Source organism: Microbacterium sp. NPDC089321 (genome assembly GCF_040684935.1).
In the GTDB taxonomy this organism is placed as follows: domain Bacteria; phylum Actinomycetota; class Actinomycetes; order Actinomycetales; family Microbacteriaceae; genus Microbacterium.
Genome location: NZ_JBFBGX010000002.1, coordinates 512,779 through 527,575, shown reverse-complemented (window position 1 = coordinate 527,575; position 14,797 = coordinate 512,779). Strand labels below are relative to the sequence as shown.

Genomic DNA, 14,797 nt, shown 5'->3' with positions numbered 1-14,797 from the left:
TGCTCGACAGCTCCTGGGGAGGAAAAGTGGCAGAGAACATCAGGCCGGTCGCGGAGCCGGGTGACGAGCGCGGCACGAGCGAGCGCACGTGGGTGCCGACCGCCGAGGCGAAGAGGAAGTCGACGACGCTGCGATGGATCGCTGCGGCGCTGTGGGCGCTGGCCATCGCGGCAGAGGCCGTCGCGATCTTCTGGCTGCTGCGTCAGCGGGAGGTCACCGGCGGCGACGGCGAGCTGATGCGCGACCCCGAGACGGGCCTGCTCGTCGAGGGCGGAGCTGAGGCGACGTTCCCGCAGTGGGCGTTCATCACGCTGCTCGTGCTGCTCGTGGTCATCGCCGCGCTGGCGATCACCGGATCCATTCTGTGGAAGAAGGCGAACCGCCTCGACCCCGCGAAAAAGTCCGACACCGTGCGCTTCTTCGTGCAGAACCAGCTCGGCGCGATCATCGCGATCCTGGCGTTCCTGCCGCTGATCATTCTGATCTTCCTGAACAAGGACATGGACAAGGGCCAGAAGACGATCGCCGGCGCCCTCGGCATCGTGCTCGCCGTGATCGCGACGATCGTGGGCGTCGACCTCAATCCGCCGTCCGTCGAGAAGTACACCGCCGACCAGTCGACGGTCATCCAGCTGCTCGGCGAGGACGCCGTGACCTGGGTCGACGGCGGCAAGGTCTATCACGTGTGCGATTCGGTCTCCGACATCCAGACCGGCAGCGAGATCAAGTACGGCACGACCGCCGAGGCCGTCGAGGCGGGCAAGGAGCGCCTCACGCTGAAATTCGCGTCCGAGCTCGAGAAGTGCGGGCTGCCCGTTCCCTCCAACTCCGACGAGATCGCGGATGCCCTGCGTCAGATCCAGGGAGGCCAGACGGTGACGCTGCCGGCTCCCCAGTGGGCTGCCGGCGAGGCGCCGATCGAGATCGAGGATGCCCCCGCCGACGAGTAGACCGGGCGGGCCAGCGCTTCCGCTAGCGGAGCGCGAGGACGCCGTCGAGCGCGGCGCGCGCGGCGCGGACGATCGCGACGTCGGTGACGTCGTACCCGGCAGCACCACCGCCGGGTCCTGCGGGCATCGCGTCGGATGACGACGTGCGCGCTGACAGATGAACGGCGTCCGCTCCTCCGCGCACGAGGTCGGGGATGTCTCGAGGACGCACTCCCCCTCCGGCCATGACCTCCATGCGCCCTGCGGACCGCCGAGCGATCCCGGCGATGGTCGCGACACCGTCGATGCTGTGCGCGGCGCCGCCGCTGGTCAGCACCCGGCGCACGCCGAGCCCGATCAGACGGTCGATGGCGTCCACGGGCGAGGGAAGCACGTCGATGGCCCGATGGAACACCACGTCCGCCCCCTCTGCAGCATCCGTCCAGCGCTGCATCGCCTCCTCGTCCACGGCTCCCCTGTGCGTGAGCGCGCCGACGACCACGCCGCCGGCGCCGCGTCGGACCGCGTCACGGACATCGGCCGCGACCAGCGCGACCTCCTCCGCGTCGTAGACGAATCCTCCCGGTCGCGGCCTGACGAGCACGGCGACCCGCTCGGGGGCGCCTGCGATCCGCAGCACCGCTTCGATCGTTCCCGCCGACGGCGTCAACCCGCCCGTACCCGCCAGCGCCTGGCACAGCTCGACCCGGTCAGCGCCGGCGTCGAACGCCGTGCGCGCGCCGGCGGCATCCTGCACGGCGATCTCGAGGGCGTTCGTCACGCTCATGACGCCGTCGCCACCGCGACCGCAGCGCCGCGAAGCGCGTCCGGGATCTCGATAGTCGAGACGCCGTCCCTGCCGGTCTTGATCTGGGCGCGAGATCCGTCAGCCCAGCGCACATCTCTCCCGACGAGCTCGGGTGGCAGCGCCACCTCGCCGCACGCGGGATCCATGACGTGCACGTGCACGCCGGCTGCCGATGACGTGTAACGAACCGGCGCGAGGGGCTCACCGAATCGGATCCACGGCCGTGTGCCGTAGATCGCGCTGCCGTTCTGCCCGAGCCAGGCGCCCATCGTGCGCATCGCCGCGAGCTGCAGTTCGGGGATCGAGCCGTCGGCTGCCGGACCCACGTTGATGAGGAGGTTGCCGTTCTTCGAGACCACGTCGACCAGCATGCGGATCAGCTCATCGCCCGAGAGCGAATGACGGGCGTCCTCGGCCTGGTTGAATCCGAATGAGTAGCCGAGGCCCCGCGTCGACTCCCACGGCTGATCGAGGATGTCGGGGATGTCCCGGTACTCGCGCGTGAGGAAGCCGTGATACGGCACACCCCAGCGGTCGTTGACGACACCATCGGGCACGGACTCGAAGTAGCGCTTCAGCAGGGCGGCCACGGCGAACGGGTCGTCGCCCTTGCCGCCGTCCGGCCATTCGATGTCATTCCAGAGCACGTCCGGCGAGAAGCGCTCGATGAGTTCGTCGAGCTGCGACGCCGAGTAGCGCGAGAAGTGCTCGTCGTTGCGCCGGAAGCGGAACAGGTCGGTGTCGGACTCGATCGGCGGGAAGTCGCTGACGTGCCAGTCCAGAGCCCCCGAGTAGTAGACGCCGAACCGCGCTCCCGCTCTGCGCGTGGCGTCGTGGAACTCGCGGATGAGATCGCGACGAGGTCCACGCGCGACCGCGTTGAATCCGGTCGTCCTGGTGTCCCAGAGGCAGAAGCCCTCGTGATGCTTCGTGGTGGGGATGATGTAGCGGGCGCCGGCCCCGACGAGCTCGCCGACGAAGGCGTCGGCGTCGAAGGCCGAGGCGTCCCAGAGGTCGGCGAGGTCCTCATAGGAGGTGCCTGCGCCATAGACGCGCTGGTGCCGCTCCCAGGTGGGGCTCCCCGCGATCCTCACGGTGTTCCCGTACCACTCGGCGTACTGATGCCAGGCGTACGCGTCCTCGGCCGGGATGTTGACGCCTTCGCCATGCTGCACCGCCCATGCGGGCACGGAGTAGAGACCCCAATGCACGAAGAAGCCGAGCTTGGCATCGCGATACCAGTCGGGCACGCCGTTCTGCGGGTAGCGGGGAGCATGGGCGCCGAGGTCGGGGCCGATGCGCGTCTCGAAGTTCAGCATGCGGGGCTCTCCTCTCGTCGGCTCACGTGGGCGGTGAGCGCTGGATCGCCGTCGGTGTCGAAGGGGAACACTCCCGGCTGCAGGTGATGGTGGCCGAGCCGCAGGAGATCCTGATCGACGCCACCGGGGGTCAGGGCGAGCGTCCAGTCGGCGGCGAGCTCATAGAGCTCCGGCTCGAGATAGCCGATCTTCACCACGACGAGGTCCGCGGCCTCGGGATCCAGCCCGAGCATCCGGAAATCGTCAAGATGATGGAACGGCTTGCGGCGCTCTGTGATGATCGCGTGCACGCCACCGACCGCGATGACGACCTGCGTGCCCGCGTCGGGATCGCCATGCGTGATCGAGAAGACCTCGCCCGTGATGGTCAGCGGACCGCGAGGCCCGGCATCGACGCGTGCGCCCGCGGTCAGGGTGACGGTCGAGCCCACCCCGGAAGCGACGGCGGCTGCGACGGCGTCCGCGTCGAAGATCGAGGCGACCAGTGTGGTGCGCGATCGATCGGTGAGCTCCGGACGAGCCAGCAGCTCGCCCAGCGTCCACGTGACGTCTCCGGCACCACCCGCGGTCGGATTGTCACCGGAGTCCGAGATGAGGTACGGGCGGTCGGCGTCGGGCGCGAGCGCCTTCGTCAGCGCCCCGTCGAGTGATGCGGTCGGCGCCACGAAGACGAACTCCTCCCGTGCGTCCCAGAACATCCGCGCGATGCGCTCCGCCTCGCGCGTGATCAGCGGGCCGTCGTCTCCCATCACGACCACGTACGCCTGGCAGCGGGGTTCATCCGCCCACGCGTAGCCGATCCACACGGAGGCGTCGACCACGCCTTCCATCGCCTCGATCAGGGGCAGCTCGGCATAGATGCTCTGAGCCGGCTCCAGCCGCGTCGACGTCTTCTCTCCCGGGAGCAGCACGGGAACGGGCACCCAGGCCTTGAGCGGGCGGCGGCGCACGGGGTCGGCGCCGTGCTCGCCGCGCAGCCGCGCCAGCAGATTCCACACGGCGCGCTCCTTGGTGTTCAGCCAGTCCTCATGGGGCGCCATGCGGTAGCAGGTGAGCAGATCGACCTGGTCGCGCAGCACTTCGGACACATTCCCGTGCAGGTCCATCGACGTGGAGATGAGCGTGTCGGACCCGAGCGCTTCGCGCACCGCGTCCGCGAGATCGCCCTCTGCATCCTGCATCCCGCGCACGCTCATGGCTCCGTGGATGTCGAAGAAGAAGCCGTCGAACGGTCCCTCACGACGAATCGCCTCGACGATGGCATCCTTCATCCGCCGATAGGTGGCAGGATCGACCGCCCCGCCGGGCAGGGAACGACCGTGGTAGAGGGGCACCCAGGTCGCGGCCTCGCGAAGTTCCCGGCCCTCGTCGAGGAAGGGGTAGTAGCCGAGGAGGTCGGCGCCCGTCCGGATCGTGAATACCTCGTCTCCGGACACATGGGGTGAGAAGGTGCTGGATTCGATGGAGATCCCTGCGATGCCGATGCGCGGCGCCTCGAGTCCGCCTTCGGCGAGCTCGGGCAGCGGGCCCATCCAGATCTCACTGGCTTCCAGTCTTTCGGTCACGTTCGCTCCTTCAGGCGAGAGGGGTCAGGAGATCGCAGCCATGTCGAGGCTGCGTGCGGTCTCGATGGCGCCGAGCGCCACCGCATCCTCCCCCAGACGGGCGGGCAGGATGGTGAGCGGGATGCCGGACACCGGCGCGTCCGTGCGAAGGGCCTCGTCGATTCCCGGCTGCAGGAGGTCCCAGGCGTGGGCCACTCCCCCGCCGACGATCGCACGGGGCAGATCGAGCAGCGTCGCCGCACTCGCACACGCGAGACCGAGAGCCCGCCCCGCCGCGCGGAAGACCGCGACCGCATCGGCGTCACCGCGGCGCGCGCGAGCGGCCACGTCGCGAGCACCGCCGAGGTGCTCTCCCGTCCGCTCGGCGAAGCGCAGCGCGATCGATGTTCCCGAGGCGAGTGTCTCGAGGTGTCCGATCTGACCGCATGTGCACACGAGGTCGCTGTATCCGGGCGTGTGGCCGATCTCGCCGGCCGCGCCGTGAGGACCGCGACGAAGGGCTCCGTCGATGATGAGCGCGCCGCCGACGCCGGTGCCGAGCATGACGCCCAGGACGTCATCGCGCACCGACGCCGCAGCCGCCTCGCCGAGCAGGAACGCGTTGACGTCGTTCTCCACTCCTACAGGGACTCCGAGGCGGATGCTGAGCTCCGTCGCGAGGGGGAAGCCGACCCAGTCCGAGAACGTCGCCGAGGCGGCACGGATCGTGCCGGTCTCGTGATCGACGACGCCCGCCGCGCCCGCGCCGGCGCTGCGAAGGCGGGCTCCGGACCGGTGCGCGAGGTCGGTGACGAGCCGAGCCGCGGCATCGGCCATGGCCGCTCCGCCCTCACGTGCCGGAGCGGGTACGGCGCCGCGAGCGAGCACACCACCTGCGTCGTCGACGATGAGAGCGGCGATCTTCGTGCCGCCGATGTCGATCCCGGCGTAGCCGGAGATCACCTGTGTCTGATACTGCTGCGCCATGCCGCGGTCAGCGTCCACCGAGGCCGGCCATGGCGATGCCCTTGACCAGATGCTTCTGCAAGGCGATGACCAGGATGGTGGTGGGGATCATCGAGATGATCGACGCGGCCATCTGCAGGTCCCATCGAGTCCCCGTCAGACCGGAGAAGCTCGCGAGCCCGACCGGCAGGGTGCCGTGCGCGTTGTAGTCGACCGTCACGATGAGCGGCCAGAGGTAGCTGTTCCAGAACGACAGGAAGGTGAACACGGCGAGCACAGCGACCGCCGACGTCGACAGGGGAAGGATGATCTGCAGGAAGCATCTCAGCGGCCCTGCGCCGTCGACGCGAGCAGCCTCCTCGAGCTCGTACGGGATGCCGCGGAAGAACTGCCGCATCAGGAACGTGCCGAAGGCGGTGAACGCGAACGGGAAGATGAGCGCCTGATAGGTGTCGACCCATCCGAACCACTGCATGACCTGGAACATCGGGATGACGAGCACCTCCGCCGGCACCATGAGAGTCGCGAGGAACAGCACGAAGACCGCGTCGCGACCCTTCCACCTCAGCCGGCCGAACGCGTACCCGGCAGTCGTCGAGACCACGAGCACGACCAGCGTCCCCGCCACTGAGGTGAACAGCGAGTTGCCGATATACGTCCAGAACGGCCCGAAGGAGAACACCTCGGCGAAGTTCGACCAGCGCACCTCCGAGCCGAAGAGGCTGGGCGGCATCGAGAAGATGTCGGCGTTCGGCTTCAGCGCCGAGAAGAAGGCGTAGATCAGCGGCAGCATGAACAGCGCCGCGGCGAGGTAGACCAGGACATGGCCGAAGACGAGCCGGGCTCGCTCCCCGCGCGTCATGGGCGCGCGCCCTCGGCGAGCATCGGATTCGACATGCCCGTCGTCGCTTCCGGCCGTGAGGACCGGCTGGATGATCACGTCAGTGCTCATAGTGCACCCACTTCTTCTGCGCACCGAACTGCAGCGCAGTGATGATGATGATGAGGGCGAACAGGATCCACGCCCCAGCCGCGGCCAGCCCGAGGTCCTGGAACTTGAATCCCTGGTTGTAGATCCACATGACCAGTGGCATCGTCGCGTTGCCCGGCCCGCCGCCGGTGAGCATCTGCGGTTGGACGAACACCTGCAGCGAGGTGATCATGGTCATGATCGTCGCGAAGAAGATCGCCGGCGAGATCATCGGGATCATGACACTCCAGATCATCCGCAGCCCGCGCGCGCCGTCGATGCGCGCCGCCTCGACGACGCTCTCCGGCAGCTGCTCGAGAGCCGCCGAGAAGATGAGCATGTTGTAGCCCAGCCCCTGCCAGACGCTCATGACGACGACCATGATCATCGCCCACTGCCGGTCCGCCAGGAAGTTGGGCAGCTCGACCCCGAACCACGTCTGCGAGAGTCCGTTGAACAGACCCTGCGGCTGCAGGAGCATCTTCCACACCAGCACGTTCGCCACCATCGGCGTCACGACCGGGATGAAGAAGAGGACGCGCAGGACGCCTCGTCCACGGATGCGCGGGCCGAGTCCCAGCGCCAGCGCGAGCGACAGCGCGATGCTCACCGGCACGTAGAGCACCGTGAACACCATCGTGTTGCGCAGTGCGGGAAGGAAGTTCGGATCCTCGAAGAGGCGGACGTAGTTCGCCCCGCCGTTGAAGGAGCGATCGCCGAACGTCGGCCAGTCGAAGAAGCTCATCACGACGGACAAGACGACGGGCACGATCGTGAACAGGGCGAGGCCCACCAGGGCTGGGCTTGCGAAGCCCAGCGCCTGGCGCGCCTCGACCTTGGCGAACGACCCTCGACGACGCCGGGGAGCGGTCGTGGTGGTCATCTCTGCATTTCCTTAGTCGGGACGAGGTCCCGGGTCGATTGTCAGTTGCCGAACTGCTGCTGCGCGGACTCGAGCACGTCCTTCATCGACGCCTGGCCGTTGTAGACGCTCACCAGCTGCGGCTGCACGAATGTGCCGACCTTCGCCCAGTTGTCCGACACGTACTGGCCTTCGACGTTCTCGAAGGCGGCGGTGAAGACCTGCTCGACCTGGTCGCGGTACGACTCGTCGAGCGACTCGAAGTACAGCGGCTGGCTCTCAGCGCGAGCGGGGTAGCTCCGACCCGACGAGGCGATGTAGTCCTGCGCGTCCTTGCTGAGCAGCGAGCCGAGCACCTTGAGCGCGGCCTCCTTGTTCTCGCACGACTTGGCGATGCCGAAGCCCGAGCCGAGGATCAGGCTGAGGTTGCCGTTGTCGCCGGTCGGCAGCGGAGCCATTCCGGCCTTGAACCCGGCGTCGTTGGTGAGGTAGCCCACGGCGTTCCAGGTGCCGTCAACGGCGATGGCGGCGTTCTGACCCGTGAACTGGTTCTCACCCCATCCGGTGTCGGATGCCGAGGCCACGGGTGCGGCGACCTTCTGATCAGTGACCAGTCCCGCATACCACTCGGCGGCCGAGGCGAAGTCCTTGTCCGTGAGCTGGAGCGACCCGTCCTCTGAGACCGGCTGCACGCCGGACTTCGCGATGGGGAGCGCCTGCCACTGGAAGTCGCCCATGCCGATGCCGAAGCCGTACTTGCCGCCGGTCGTCGCCTTCGCGGCGATCGTCTCGAAGTCGTCGAAGCTCCAGCCGACCTTCGGGAGCTCGGTGCCTGCGGCCGTCAGCATGTCCTCGTTGTAGTACGCGAGCATCGTCGAGACGTCGAACGGCAGACCGTACATCTCGCCCTTGTTCTTGAGGATCTCGGTGGCGCCCGGTGCGAAGTCGTCCTCCGAGAGGCCCGCGGTCTTGAGGTCGTCGGCCGTGAGCGGAACGAAGCCGTCGGTGTAGCTGGCGAGCATGCCCGAGTTCATGCCCGTGACGCACGCCATGTTGCCGGAGGCCATGTTGGTCGTGAGCTTCGTGAAGAAGTCGCCCCACGGTGCGGTGCGCAGCTCGATCTTGAGGTCGGGGTTCTGCTTCTTGGCGACATCCAGCTGCGCCTCCAGCGCTGCCGTGTCGTCCTCGCTGCCCGACCACATGTCGACGACGATGGTGTCACCGTCTCCCGACCCGTTCGAGCCTCCCGCGCTGGTCGAGCAGCCCGTCATCGCGACCGCGACGCCTGCGATGGCGACGACAGCTCCTACCCGCATCTTCTTCATTGAATGCCTCCTTGCACAGAGTTCCAGGGCGTTATTTCGACAATCGAAACAACATTTGATTGTGTTGCAGGAAGTTACCGTGTCATGATTCGATCTCTAGCGCAAGCCGAACATCCGATGTCTCGCAAGCGTTGCCAGACCGAGACCGAACAGAGACGAGCTGCATGCCCTCCACCGCCCCCGATGACACCAGACGGATCCTCGACCTGGTCGCGAGTGGTCGCGCGCGCTCGCGCTCCCAGCTGGCCGATCAGCTGGGCGTCGCAGCCTCCACCGTGGGCCTGCGCGTCCAGGCACTGCTCGATTCCGGGATGCTGACGGAAGCGGGCGAGGGAACCTCCCGGGGCGGACGCCGCCCACGGATCCTCCGCGTCGCGGACGACGGCGGCATCGTGCTGACGGCTGACCTCGGCGGAGGGCACGCGCGCATCGGACGACACGGGCTGTCGGGTGCGATCCAGCGTGTCGAGACCATTCCCATCGATCTGACGGAGGGCCCCGAGGCCACCCTTGCGGCCGTCGCCGACGCCATGGAGCGCATGGTGACGGGGTCCGCGGTCCGCGCGATCGGCATCGGCCTTCCCGGCCCCGTCCACGTCGAGACCGGCAGCGTGGATCAGCCCTCCCGAATGCCAGGCTGGTCGGGGTTCCGAGTCGGCGAGCACCTGAGCAGCCGCTTCGGCGGGACGAAGGTCGCCGTCGACAACGACGCGAACCTCGCCGCCCTGGGCGAGCACGGCGCGCAGTTCGGCACCACCGGGCACAGCATCACCGTCAAGGCGGGAACCGCCATCGGCAGCGGGATCGTCGTCGACGGCGTCGTGCATCGGGGAGCCAGCGGAGCGGCAGGCGACATCACCCACACGAGGATCGACGGCAGCGGCGACGTCCCCTGCTCCTGTGGCAACACCGGCTGCCTGGAGACCGTCGCGAGCGGCGCCAGCCTCGTCCGCCAGATGCGCGAGCGCGGTGTCGAGGGCATCACCGGCGTCGATCAGGTGCTCGCACTGGCGCGCGATGCGGACCCCGTGGCGACGACACTCGTGCGCACGGCGGGCACCCACCTGGGGCAGGCACTCTCGGGCGTCGTCAACTTCTTCAACCCGCACGCCGTCTTCCTCACAGGGAGCATGAGCGCGTCCGAGCCGTTCCTCGCGGCGGTCCGAAGCCGCGTCTACGAGGCCTGTCACCCACTCGCGACGCAGCGGCTTCGCATCGAGGCCGCCGGAACCGGCCCCGACGCCATCATCCTCGGTGCGGCCCGCCTTGCTCTCGGAGAGCTCGAGGTGCCGACGCCCTGACGGAGGTCAGCGGGTCAGGGTGAGCTCGATCACCGGGAGCAGCACGTCGGGGCGCCGGACGGGCAGGTGCACGGTGAGCGTGCCCTCCGCCTGGCCCGCAGGGGTCATGTTCTCAGGGCGCTGATCGGGGTCGACGACCGAGGTCTTCAGCCATGATCCGTCGTTCAGCAGCCGCGCGAACGAGACCCTGCCTGCGAGGTCGGGCAGATGCACGAAGCCGAGCGGCCAGGTGAACAGGTGCAGGTACAGCTTGTCGCCGCGACGCGTGTAGACGCCCTCCCTCGGGGGGACGAAGTCGGCATGGCCGGCTCCGACGATCGCATCGCGGTGCAGCAGCATCCATTCGCCGATCTCCCCCAGTGTCCTGGCGTCGCGAGGCGCGACCGCACCTCGCCCGTCCGGGCCGATGTTCAGCAGCATGTTGCCGTCCATCGACACCGAGTCGGCGAGCATCCGCACGAGAAGATCAGCGGACTTCTGATCGGTGTTGTCCCTGTGGTAGCCCCAGGAGCCGTTCAGCGTCTGGCACGCCTCCCAGACCTGCGGCTCGCCCTCCCCGTCCACGAGCGGTGAGGTCGGCTGGTACTGCTCCGGGGTGACGAAGTCGGCAGGGATCCCCAGCCGATCGTTCACCAGCATTCCGGGCTGCAGCTCGCGGCACATCGCCAGAAGCGCTTCGGCGTGCCAGTCCTCCGGGCCCTTGCCCGCCCAGCCATCCCTGGTCTCGGGGTAGCTGAAGTCGAAGAACAGATAGTCGAGTTCTCCGTAGCCGATGAGCAGCTCTCGCACCTGGCCGTGCAGGTACTCGCGGTACCGCGCCATGTCGCGGCGTTCGTTCAGAGCCGCAGCGTTCTCGTCGTCGCAGCGCGGATGGTTCCAGTCGACGGTGAAGTCGGGGTGATGCCAGTCGAGGAGCGAGTAGTACAGACCGACCTTGAGCCCCTCCTCTCGCAGCGCCTCGACGTACTCGCGCACCAGGTCGCGATCGCACACCGCCGCGGAGGTGAAATCGGTGAGCGCCGAATCGAACAGGCAGAATCCGTCGTGGTGCTTCGCCGTCAGCACCACGTAGCCCATGCCGGTCTCCTTCGCCTTGCGCGCGATGGCCCTCGCGTCGAAGCGGTCGGGATCGAAGTGGTCTATATAGGGCCGGTACTGCTCGTCGGTCAGTCGCTCGTAGTTCTGCACCCATTCGTGCCGCGCAGCCACGCTGTACGCGCCGAAGTGGACGAACATCCCGAAGCGCGCCTCATCGAACCATTCCTGTCGCATGCCTCAAGCATGACACAGACATCGGATGTATGCGGATCACAAAACGAAGAACGGGCGCCCCGAAGGACGCCCGTTCTCACGACAGCCGATCAGCGCGCGGCGCTGCCCTCGACGTAGTCCTCGTCCTGCGACTTCCACGCGAACAGCGAGCGCAGCTCCTTGCCGGTCGCCTCGATCGGGTGGCCCTGCTCCTTCTCGCGGAGCGACAGGAACTCCTCGGCGCCGTTGTCCTGGTCCTCGATGAAGCGCTTGGCGAACGCGCCCGACTGGATGTCGGCGAGCACGCCCTGCATGCGCTCCTTGACGCCCGCGTCGATGACGCGGGGACCCGAGACGTAGTCGCCGAACTCGGCGGTGTCGGAGATCGACCAGCGCTGCTTGGCGATGCCGCCCTCCCACATCAGGTCGACGATCAGCTTGAGCTCGTGCAGAACCTCGAAGTACGCGATCTGGGGCTGGTAGCCCGCCTCGACCAGGGTCTCGAAGCCTGCCTGCACGAGGTGGCTCATGCCACCGCAGAGCACAGCCTGCTCGCCGAACAGGTCGGTCTCGGTCTCTTCGGTGAAGGTCGTCTTGATGACACCCGCGCGGGTGCCGCCGATGGCCTTCGCGTAGGAGAGCGCGAGGTCCCAGGCCTTGCCCGACGCATCGCGCTCGACGGCGATGATGTCGGGGATGCCACGACCTGCGACGAACTCGCGGCGCACGGTGTGACCGGGTGCCTTGGGAGCGATGAGGATGACGTCGACGCCTTCGGGAGCGTCGATGTAGCCGAAGCGGATGTTGAAGCCGTGCGCGAAGGCGAGGGCCTTGCCCGCGGTCAGCTTGTCCTTGATCGACTCGTTGTAGATCGTCCGCTGGTGCTGGTCCGGCGCGAGGATCATGATGACGTCGGCCCACTCCGCCGCGTCGGCGACGTTCTTGACGGGGAAGCCCGCCTCCTCGGCCTTGGCGATCGACTTGGAGCCCTCCTTGAGGGCGATGGTGACCTCGACGCCCGAGTCGCGAAGGTTCATCGCGTGGGCGTGGCCCTGCGAGCCGTAGCCGACGATCGCGACCTTCTTGCCCTGGATGATCGAGAGGTCGGCGTCCGCGTCGTAGAAGATCTCGGTGCTCACGGTGTTGTTTCTCCTTGCTTGTGGTTCGTAAGTTCTTGTCAGCCGCGCAGGACGCGCTCGGTGATGCTCTTGCCGCCGCGGCCGATGGCGAGCAGGCCCGACTGGGCGAGCTCCTTGATGCCGAACGGCTCGAGCGCCCGCAGCAGCGCCTGCACCTTGCCCTGGTCGCCGGTGACCTCGATCACCACGGCATCCGGGGCGTAGTCGACGATCGAGGCGCGGAACAGGTTCACGATCTCGAGCACGTTCGAGCGGGTGTTGTTGTCGGTGCGCACCTTGATGAGCATGTGCTCGCGCTGCACCGAGTTCGACGGCTCGAGCTCGACGATCTTGATCACGTTGATCAGCTTGTTCAGCTGCTTCGTGACCTGCTCGAGCGGCAGGGCCTCGACGTCGACGACGACGGTGATGCGGGAGATGCCCGCCACCTCCGTCACGCCGACCGCGAGGGAGTGGATGTTGAAGCCGCGGCGGGCGAAGAGACCGGCGACGCGGGTCAGGATGCCCGGGGTGTCCTCGACGAGAAGGCTCAGCACGTGTGTGGACATGGCTCAGATCTCCTCATCGAATGCCGGGGCGTGCTCGCGCGCGTACTGGATGTAGCTGTTGCTGACGCCCTGGGGCACCATGGGCCAGACCATGGCGTCGGCGCTCACGACGAAGTCGATCACGACGGGCCGGTCGTTGGTCTCGAGCGCCGTCTGGATGGCGGCGTCGACGTCCTCCTCCTTCTCGACCCGCAGGGCGAGGCAGCCGTACGCCTCGGCGAGCTTGACGAAGTCGGGGATGCGGATCGTGCCGTGGCCCGTGTTCAGATCGGTGTGCGAGTGGCGTCCGTCGTAGAACAGCGTCTGCCACTGGCGCACCATGCCCAGGGACGAGTTGTTGATGATCGCGACCTTGATCGGGATGTTGTTGATGACGCAGGTGGCGAGCTCCTGGTTTGTCATCTGGAAGCATCCGTCGCCGTCGATCGACCATACGACGCGGTCCGGCTCGGCGACCTTGGCGCCCATGGCGGCCGGAACCGAGTACCCCATCGTTCCGGCACCGCCCGAGTTCAGCCACGAGTTGGGACGCTCGTACTTGATGAACTGCGCCGCCCACATCTGGTGCTGACCGACGCCGGCCGCATAGATCGCCTCGGGTCCGGTCAGCTCGCCGATGCGCTGGATGACGTACTGCGGCGACATCAGGCCGTCTTCGGGCTGTGCGTATCCGAGGGGGAACTCGGCCTTCAGCCCGTCGAGGTACGACCACCACTCGTCGGTGTCGGGCTTGCCGCCCGCGATCGTGCTGCGGAAGGCGGTGTCGAGGTCGACGAGCACATCGCGCACGTCGCCGACGATCGGCACGGTCGCCGTGCGGATCTTCGAGATCTCGGCCGGGTCGATGTCGACGTGCACGACCTTGGCGTCGGGGGCGAAGAGCGCCGCCTTGCCGGTGACGCGGTCATCGAACCGCGCGCCGAGCGACACGATCAGGTCGGACTCCTGCAGGGCGAGCACGGCGGGCACGGTGCCGTGCATGCCGGGCATCCCGAGGTGCTGCGGGTGGGAGTCGGGGAAGGCCCCGCGCGCCATCAGCGTGGTGACGACCGGCGCGCCGGTCGATTCCGCGAGGGTCAGCAGCTCAGCCGAGGCGTGAGCGCGGATCACACCGCCGCCGACGTACAGCACCGGCTTCCTGGCCTCGGCGAGCAGAGTCGCCGCGGCCTGGATCTGCTTGCCGTGCGCCTTGGTGACAGGGCGGTAACCGGGCAGGTCGACCTTCGGCGGCCAGATGAACGGCGCGGTCTCCTGCTGTGCGTCCTTCGTGATGTCGACGAGGACGGGGCCGGGGCGGCCTGTCGAGGCGACCTCGAACGCCGCGGCGATCGCACCGGGGATCTCCTCGGCCGACTTGACCAGGAACGAGTGCTTGGTCACCGGCATGGTGATGCCGACGATGTCGGCCTCCTGGAAGGCGTCGGTGCCCATCAGTGTCGAGAACACCTGCCCGGTGATGGCGACCATCGGCACCGAGTCCATGTACGCGTCGGCGATCGCCGTGACGAGGTTCGTCGCGCCGGGGCCGGAGGTGGCGATGCAGACGCCGACCTTGCCGGTCGCCGCGGCGTAGCCCTCGGCGGCGTGACCGGCACCCTGCTCGTGACGAACGAGAACGTGGCGCAGGCCGGAGGCGTCCATGAGCGGGTCGTAGACGGGCATGATCGCCCCGCCCGGGATGCCGAAGATGTCGGTGACGCCGAGGTTCTCGAGCGAGCGGACGACGGCCTCGGCGCCGGAGATCTCCGGGGCTGAGGATGTGCGTGCGGGCGGCCGCGGCACGGCGGGCGCGGATTCAGGAGTCATGTCGCTTCCTTGGTGATCTGTGTCGTCAG

The 14,797-nt window shown here is 67.9% G+C and carries 13 protein-coding genes; 2 read left to right on the top strand and 11 right to left on the bottom strand.

Annotated elements, in window-relative coordinates; translation table 11 throughout:
- The first annotated feature begins 26 nt into the window (after positions 1-26).
- Positions 27-950: a hypothetical protein gene (locus AB0N59_RS10525; protein WP_363482581.1), complete on the top strand. Its 924-nt coding sequence runs from the start codon at positions 27-29 to the stop codon at positions 948-950.
- A gap of 22 nt (positions 951-972) precedes the next feature.
- On the opposite strand, the gene AB0N59_RS10520 is transcribed toward AB0N59_RS10525, so the two are convergent.
- From AB0N59_RS10520 to AB0N59_RS10490, 7 genes are read right to left on the bottom strand one after another with little or no spacing between them, the layout of a single operon-like run.
- Positions 973-1,716, bottom strand: coding sequence for a copper homeostasis protein CutC (locus AB0N59_RS10520; protein ID WP_363482578.1), 744 nt, complete (start codon positions 1,714-1,716; stop codon positions 973-975).
- Positions 1,713-3,056: an alpha-L-fucosidase gene (locus AB0N59_RS10515; protein ID WP_363482575.1), complete on the bottom strand. Its 1,344-nt coding sequence runs from the start codon at positions 3,054-3,056 to the stop codon at positions 1,713-1,715. Before AB0N59_RS10515 ends, AB0N59_RS10520 begins: the two co-directional genes overlap by 4 nt.
- Positions 3,050-4,588 (bottom strand): M81 family metallopeptidase, encoded by a 1,539-nt coding sequence (locus tag AB0N59_RS10510; RefSeq protein WP_363484199.1) that lies wholly within the window; start codon positions 4,586-4,588, stop codon positions 3,050-3,052. The genes AB0N59_RS10515 and AB0N59_RS10510 overlap by 7 nt, the downstream gene beginning before the upstream one ends.
- A gap of 57 nt (positions 4,589-4,645) precedes the next feature.
- Positions 4,646-5,605, bottom strand: coding sequence for an ROK family protein (locus AB0N59_RS10505; protein WP_363482572.1), 960 nt, complete (start codon positions 5,603-5,605; stop codon positions 4,646-4,648).
- Entirely contained in the window at positions 5,595-6,518 is a 924-nt protein-coding gene (locus AB0N59_RS10500) for a carbohydrate ABC transporter permease (protein ID WP_363482569.1), read from the bottom strand. The genes AB0N59_RS10505 and AB0N59_RS10500 overlap by 11 nt, the downstream gene beginning before the upstream one ends.
- Positions 6,508-7,419, bottom strand: coding sequence for a sugar ABC transporter permease (locus tag AB0N59_RS10495; protein WP_204976315.1), 912 nt, complete (start codon positions 7,417-7,419; stop codon positions 6,508-6,510). Before AB0N59_RS10495 ends, AB0N59_RS10500 begins: the two co-directional genes overlap by 11 nt.
- 41 nt (positions 7,420-7,460) lie before the next feature.
- Entirely contained in the window at positions 7,461-8,723 is a 1,263-nt protein-coding gene (locus AB0N59_RS10490) for a sugar ABC transporter substrate-binding protein (protein ID WP_363482565.1), read from the bottom strand.
- A 164-nt stretch (positions 8,724-8,887) separates the two neighbouring features.
- On the opposite strand from AB0N59_RS10490, the gene AB0N59_RS10485 reads away from it, so the two are divergent.
- Positions 8,888-10,024 (top strand): ROK family transcriptional regulator, encoded by a 1,137-nt coding sequence (locus tag AB0N59_RS10485; RefSeq protein ID WP_363482562.1) that lies wholly within the window; start codon positions 8,888-8,890, stop codon positions 10,022-10,024.
- Between the two features lie 6 nt (positions 10,025-10,030).
- On the opposite strand, the gene AB0N59_RS10480 is transcribed toward AB0N59_RS10485, so the two are convergent.
- The 4 genes from AB0N59_RS10480 to AB0N59_RS10465 form a co-directional block, all read right to left on the bottom strand.
- Entirely contained in the window at positions 10,031-11,296 is a 1,266-nt protein-coding gene (locus AB0N59_RS10480; protein WP_363482558.1) for an alpha-L-fucosidase, read from the bottom strand.
- Between the two features lie 89 nt (positions 11,297-11,385).
- Positions 11,386-12,414 (bottom strand): ketol-acid reductoisomerase, encoded by a 1,029-nt coding sequence (gene ilvC / locus AB0N59_RS10475; protein ID WP_204976308.1) that lies wholly within the window; start codon positions 12,412-12,414, stop codon positions 11,386-11,388.
- Positions 12,415-12,452: 38 nt separating this feature from the next.
- Positions 12,453-12,962: an acetolactate synthase small subunit gene (gene ilvN / locus AB0N59_RS10470; RefSeq protein WP_204976306.1), complete on the bottom strand. Its 510-nt coding sequence runs from the start codon at positions 12,960-12,962 to the stop codon at positions 12,453-12,455.
- Positions 12,963-12,965: 3 nt separating this feature from the next.
- Positions 12,966-14,768, bottom strand: coding sequence for an acetolactate synthase large subunit (locus AB0N59_RS10465; RefSeq protein ID WP_363482554.1), 1,803 nt, complete (start codon positions 14,766-14,768; stop codon positions 12,966-12,968).
- Positions 14,769-14,797: the final 29 nt, after the last annotated feature.

Excerpts from the sequence above, each read along its gene's own strand:
- AB0N59_RS10500 (WP_363482569.1), bottom strand. The coding sequence starts at position 6,518 with ATGAGCACTGACGTGATCATCCAGCCGGTCCTCACGGCCGGAAGCGAC.
- AB0N59_RS10515 (WP_363482575.1), bottom strand. The coding sequence starts at position 3,056 with ATGCTGAACTTCGAGACGCGCATCGGCCCCGACCTCGGCGCCCATGCT.
- AB0N59_RS10480 (WP_363482558.1), bottom strand. The coding sequence starts at position 11,296 with ATGCGACAGGAATGGTTCGATGAGGCGCGCTTCGGGATGTTCGTCCAC.
- AB0N59_RS10485 (WP_363482562.1), top strand. The coding sequence starts at position 8,888 with ATGCCCTCCACCGCCCCCGATGACACCAGACGGATCCTCGACCTGGTC.
- AB0N59_RS10490 (WP_363482565.1), bottom strand. The coding sequence starts at position 8,723 with ATGAAGAAGATGCGGGTAGGAGCTGTCGTCGCCATCGCAGGCGTCGCG.
- AB0N59_RS10520 (WP_363482578.1), bottom strand. The coding sequence starts at position 1,716 with ATGAGCGTGACGAACGCCCTCGAGATCGCCGTGCAGGATGCCGCCGGC.
- AB0N59_RS10510 (WP_363484199.1), bottom strand. The coding sequence starts at position 4,588 with ATGGGCCCGCTGCCCGAGCTCGCCGAAGGCGGACTCGAGGCGCCGCGC.
- ilvN (WP_204976306.1), bottom strand. The coding sequence starts at position 12,962 with ATGTCCACACACGTGCTGAGCCTTCTCGTCGAGGACACCCCGGGCATC.
- AB0N59_RS10495 (WP_204976315.1), bottom strand. The coding sequence starts at position 7,419 with ATGACCACCACGACCGCTCCCCGGCGTCGTCGAGGGTCGTTCGCCAAG.
- AB0N59_RS10465 (WP_363482554.1), bottom strand. The coding sequence starts at position 14,768 with ATGACTCCTGAATCCGCGCCCGCCGTGCCGCGGCCGCCCGCACGCACA.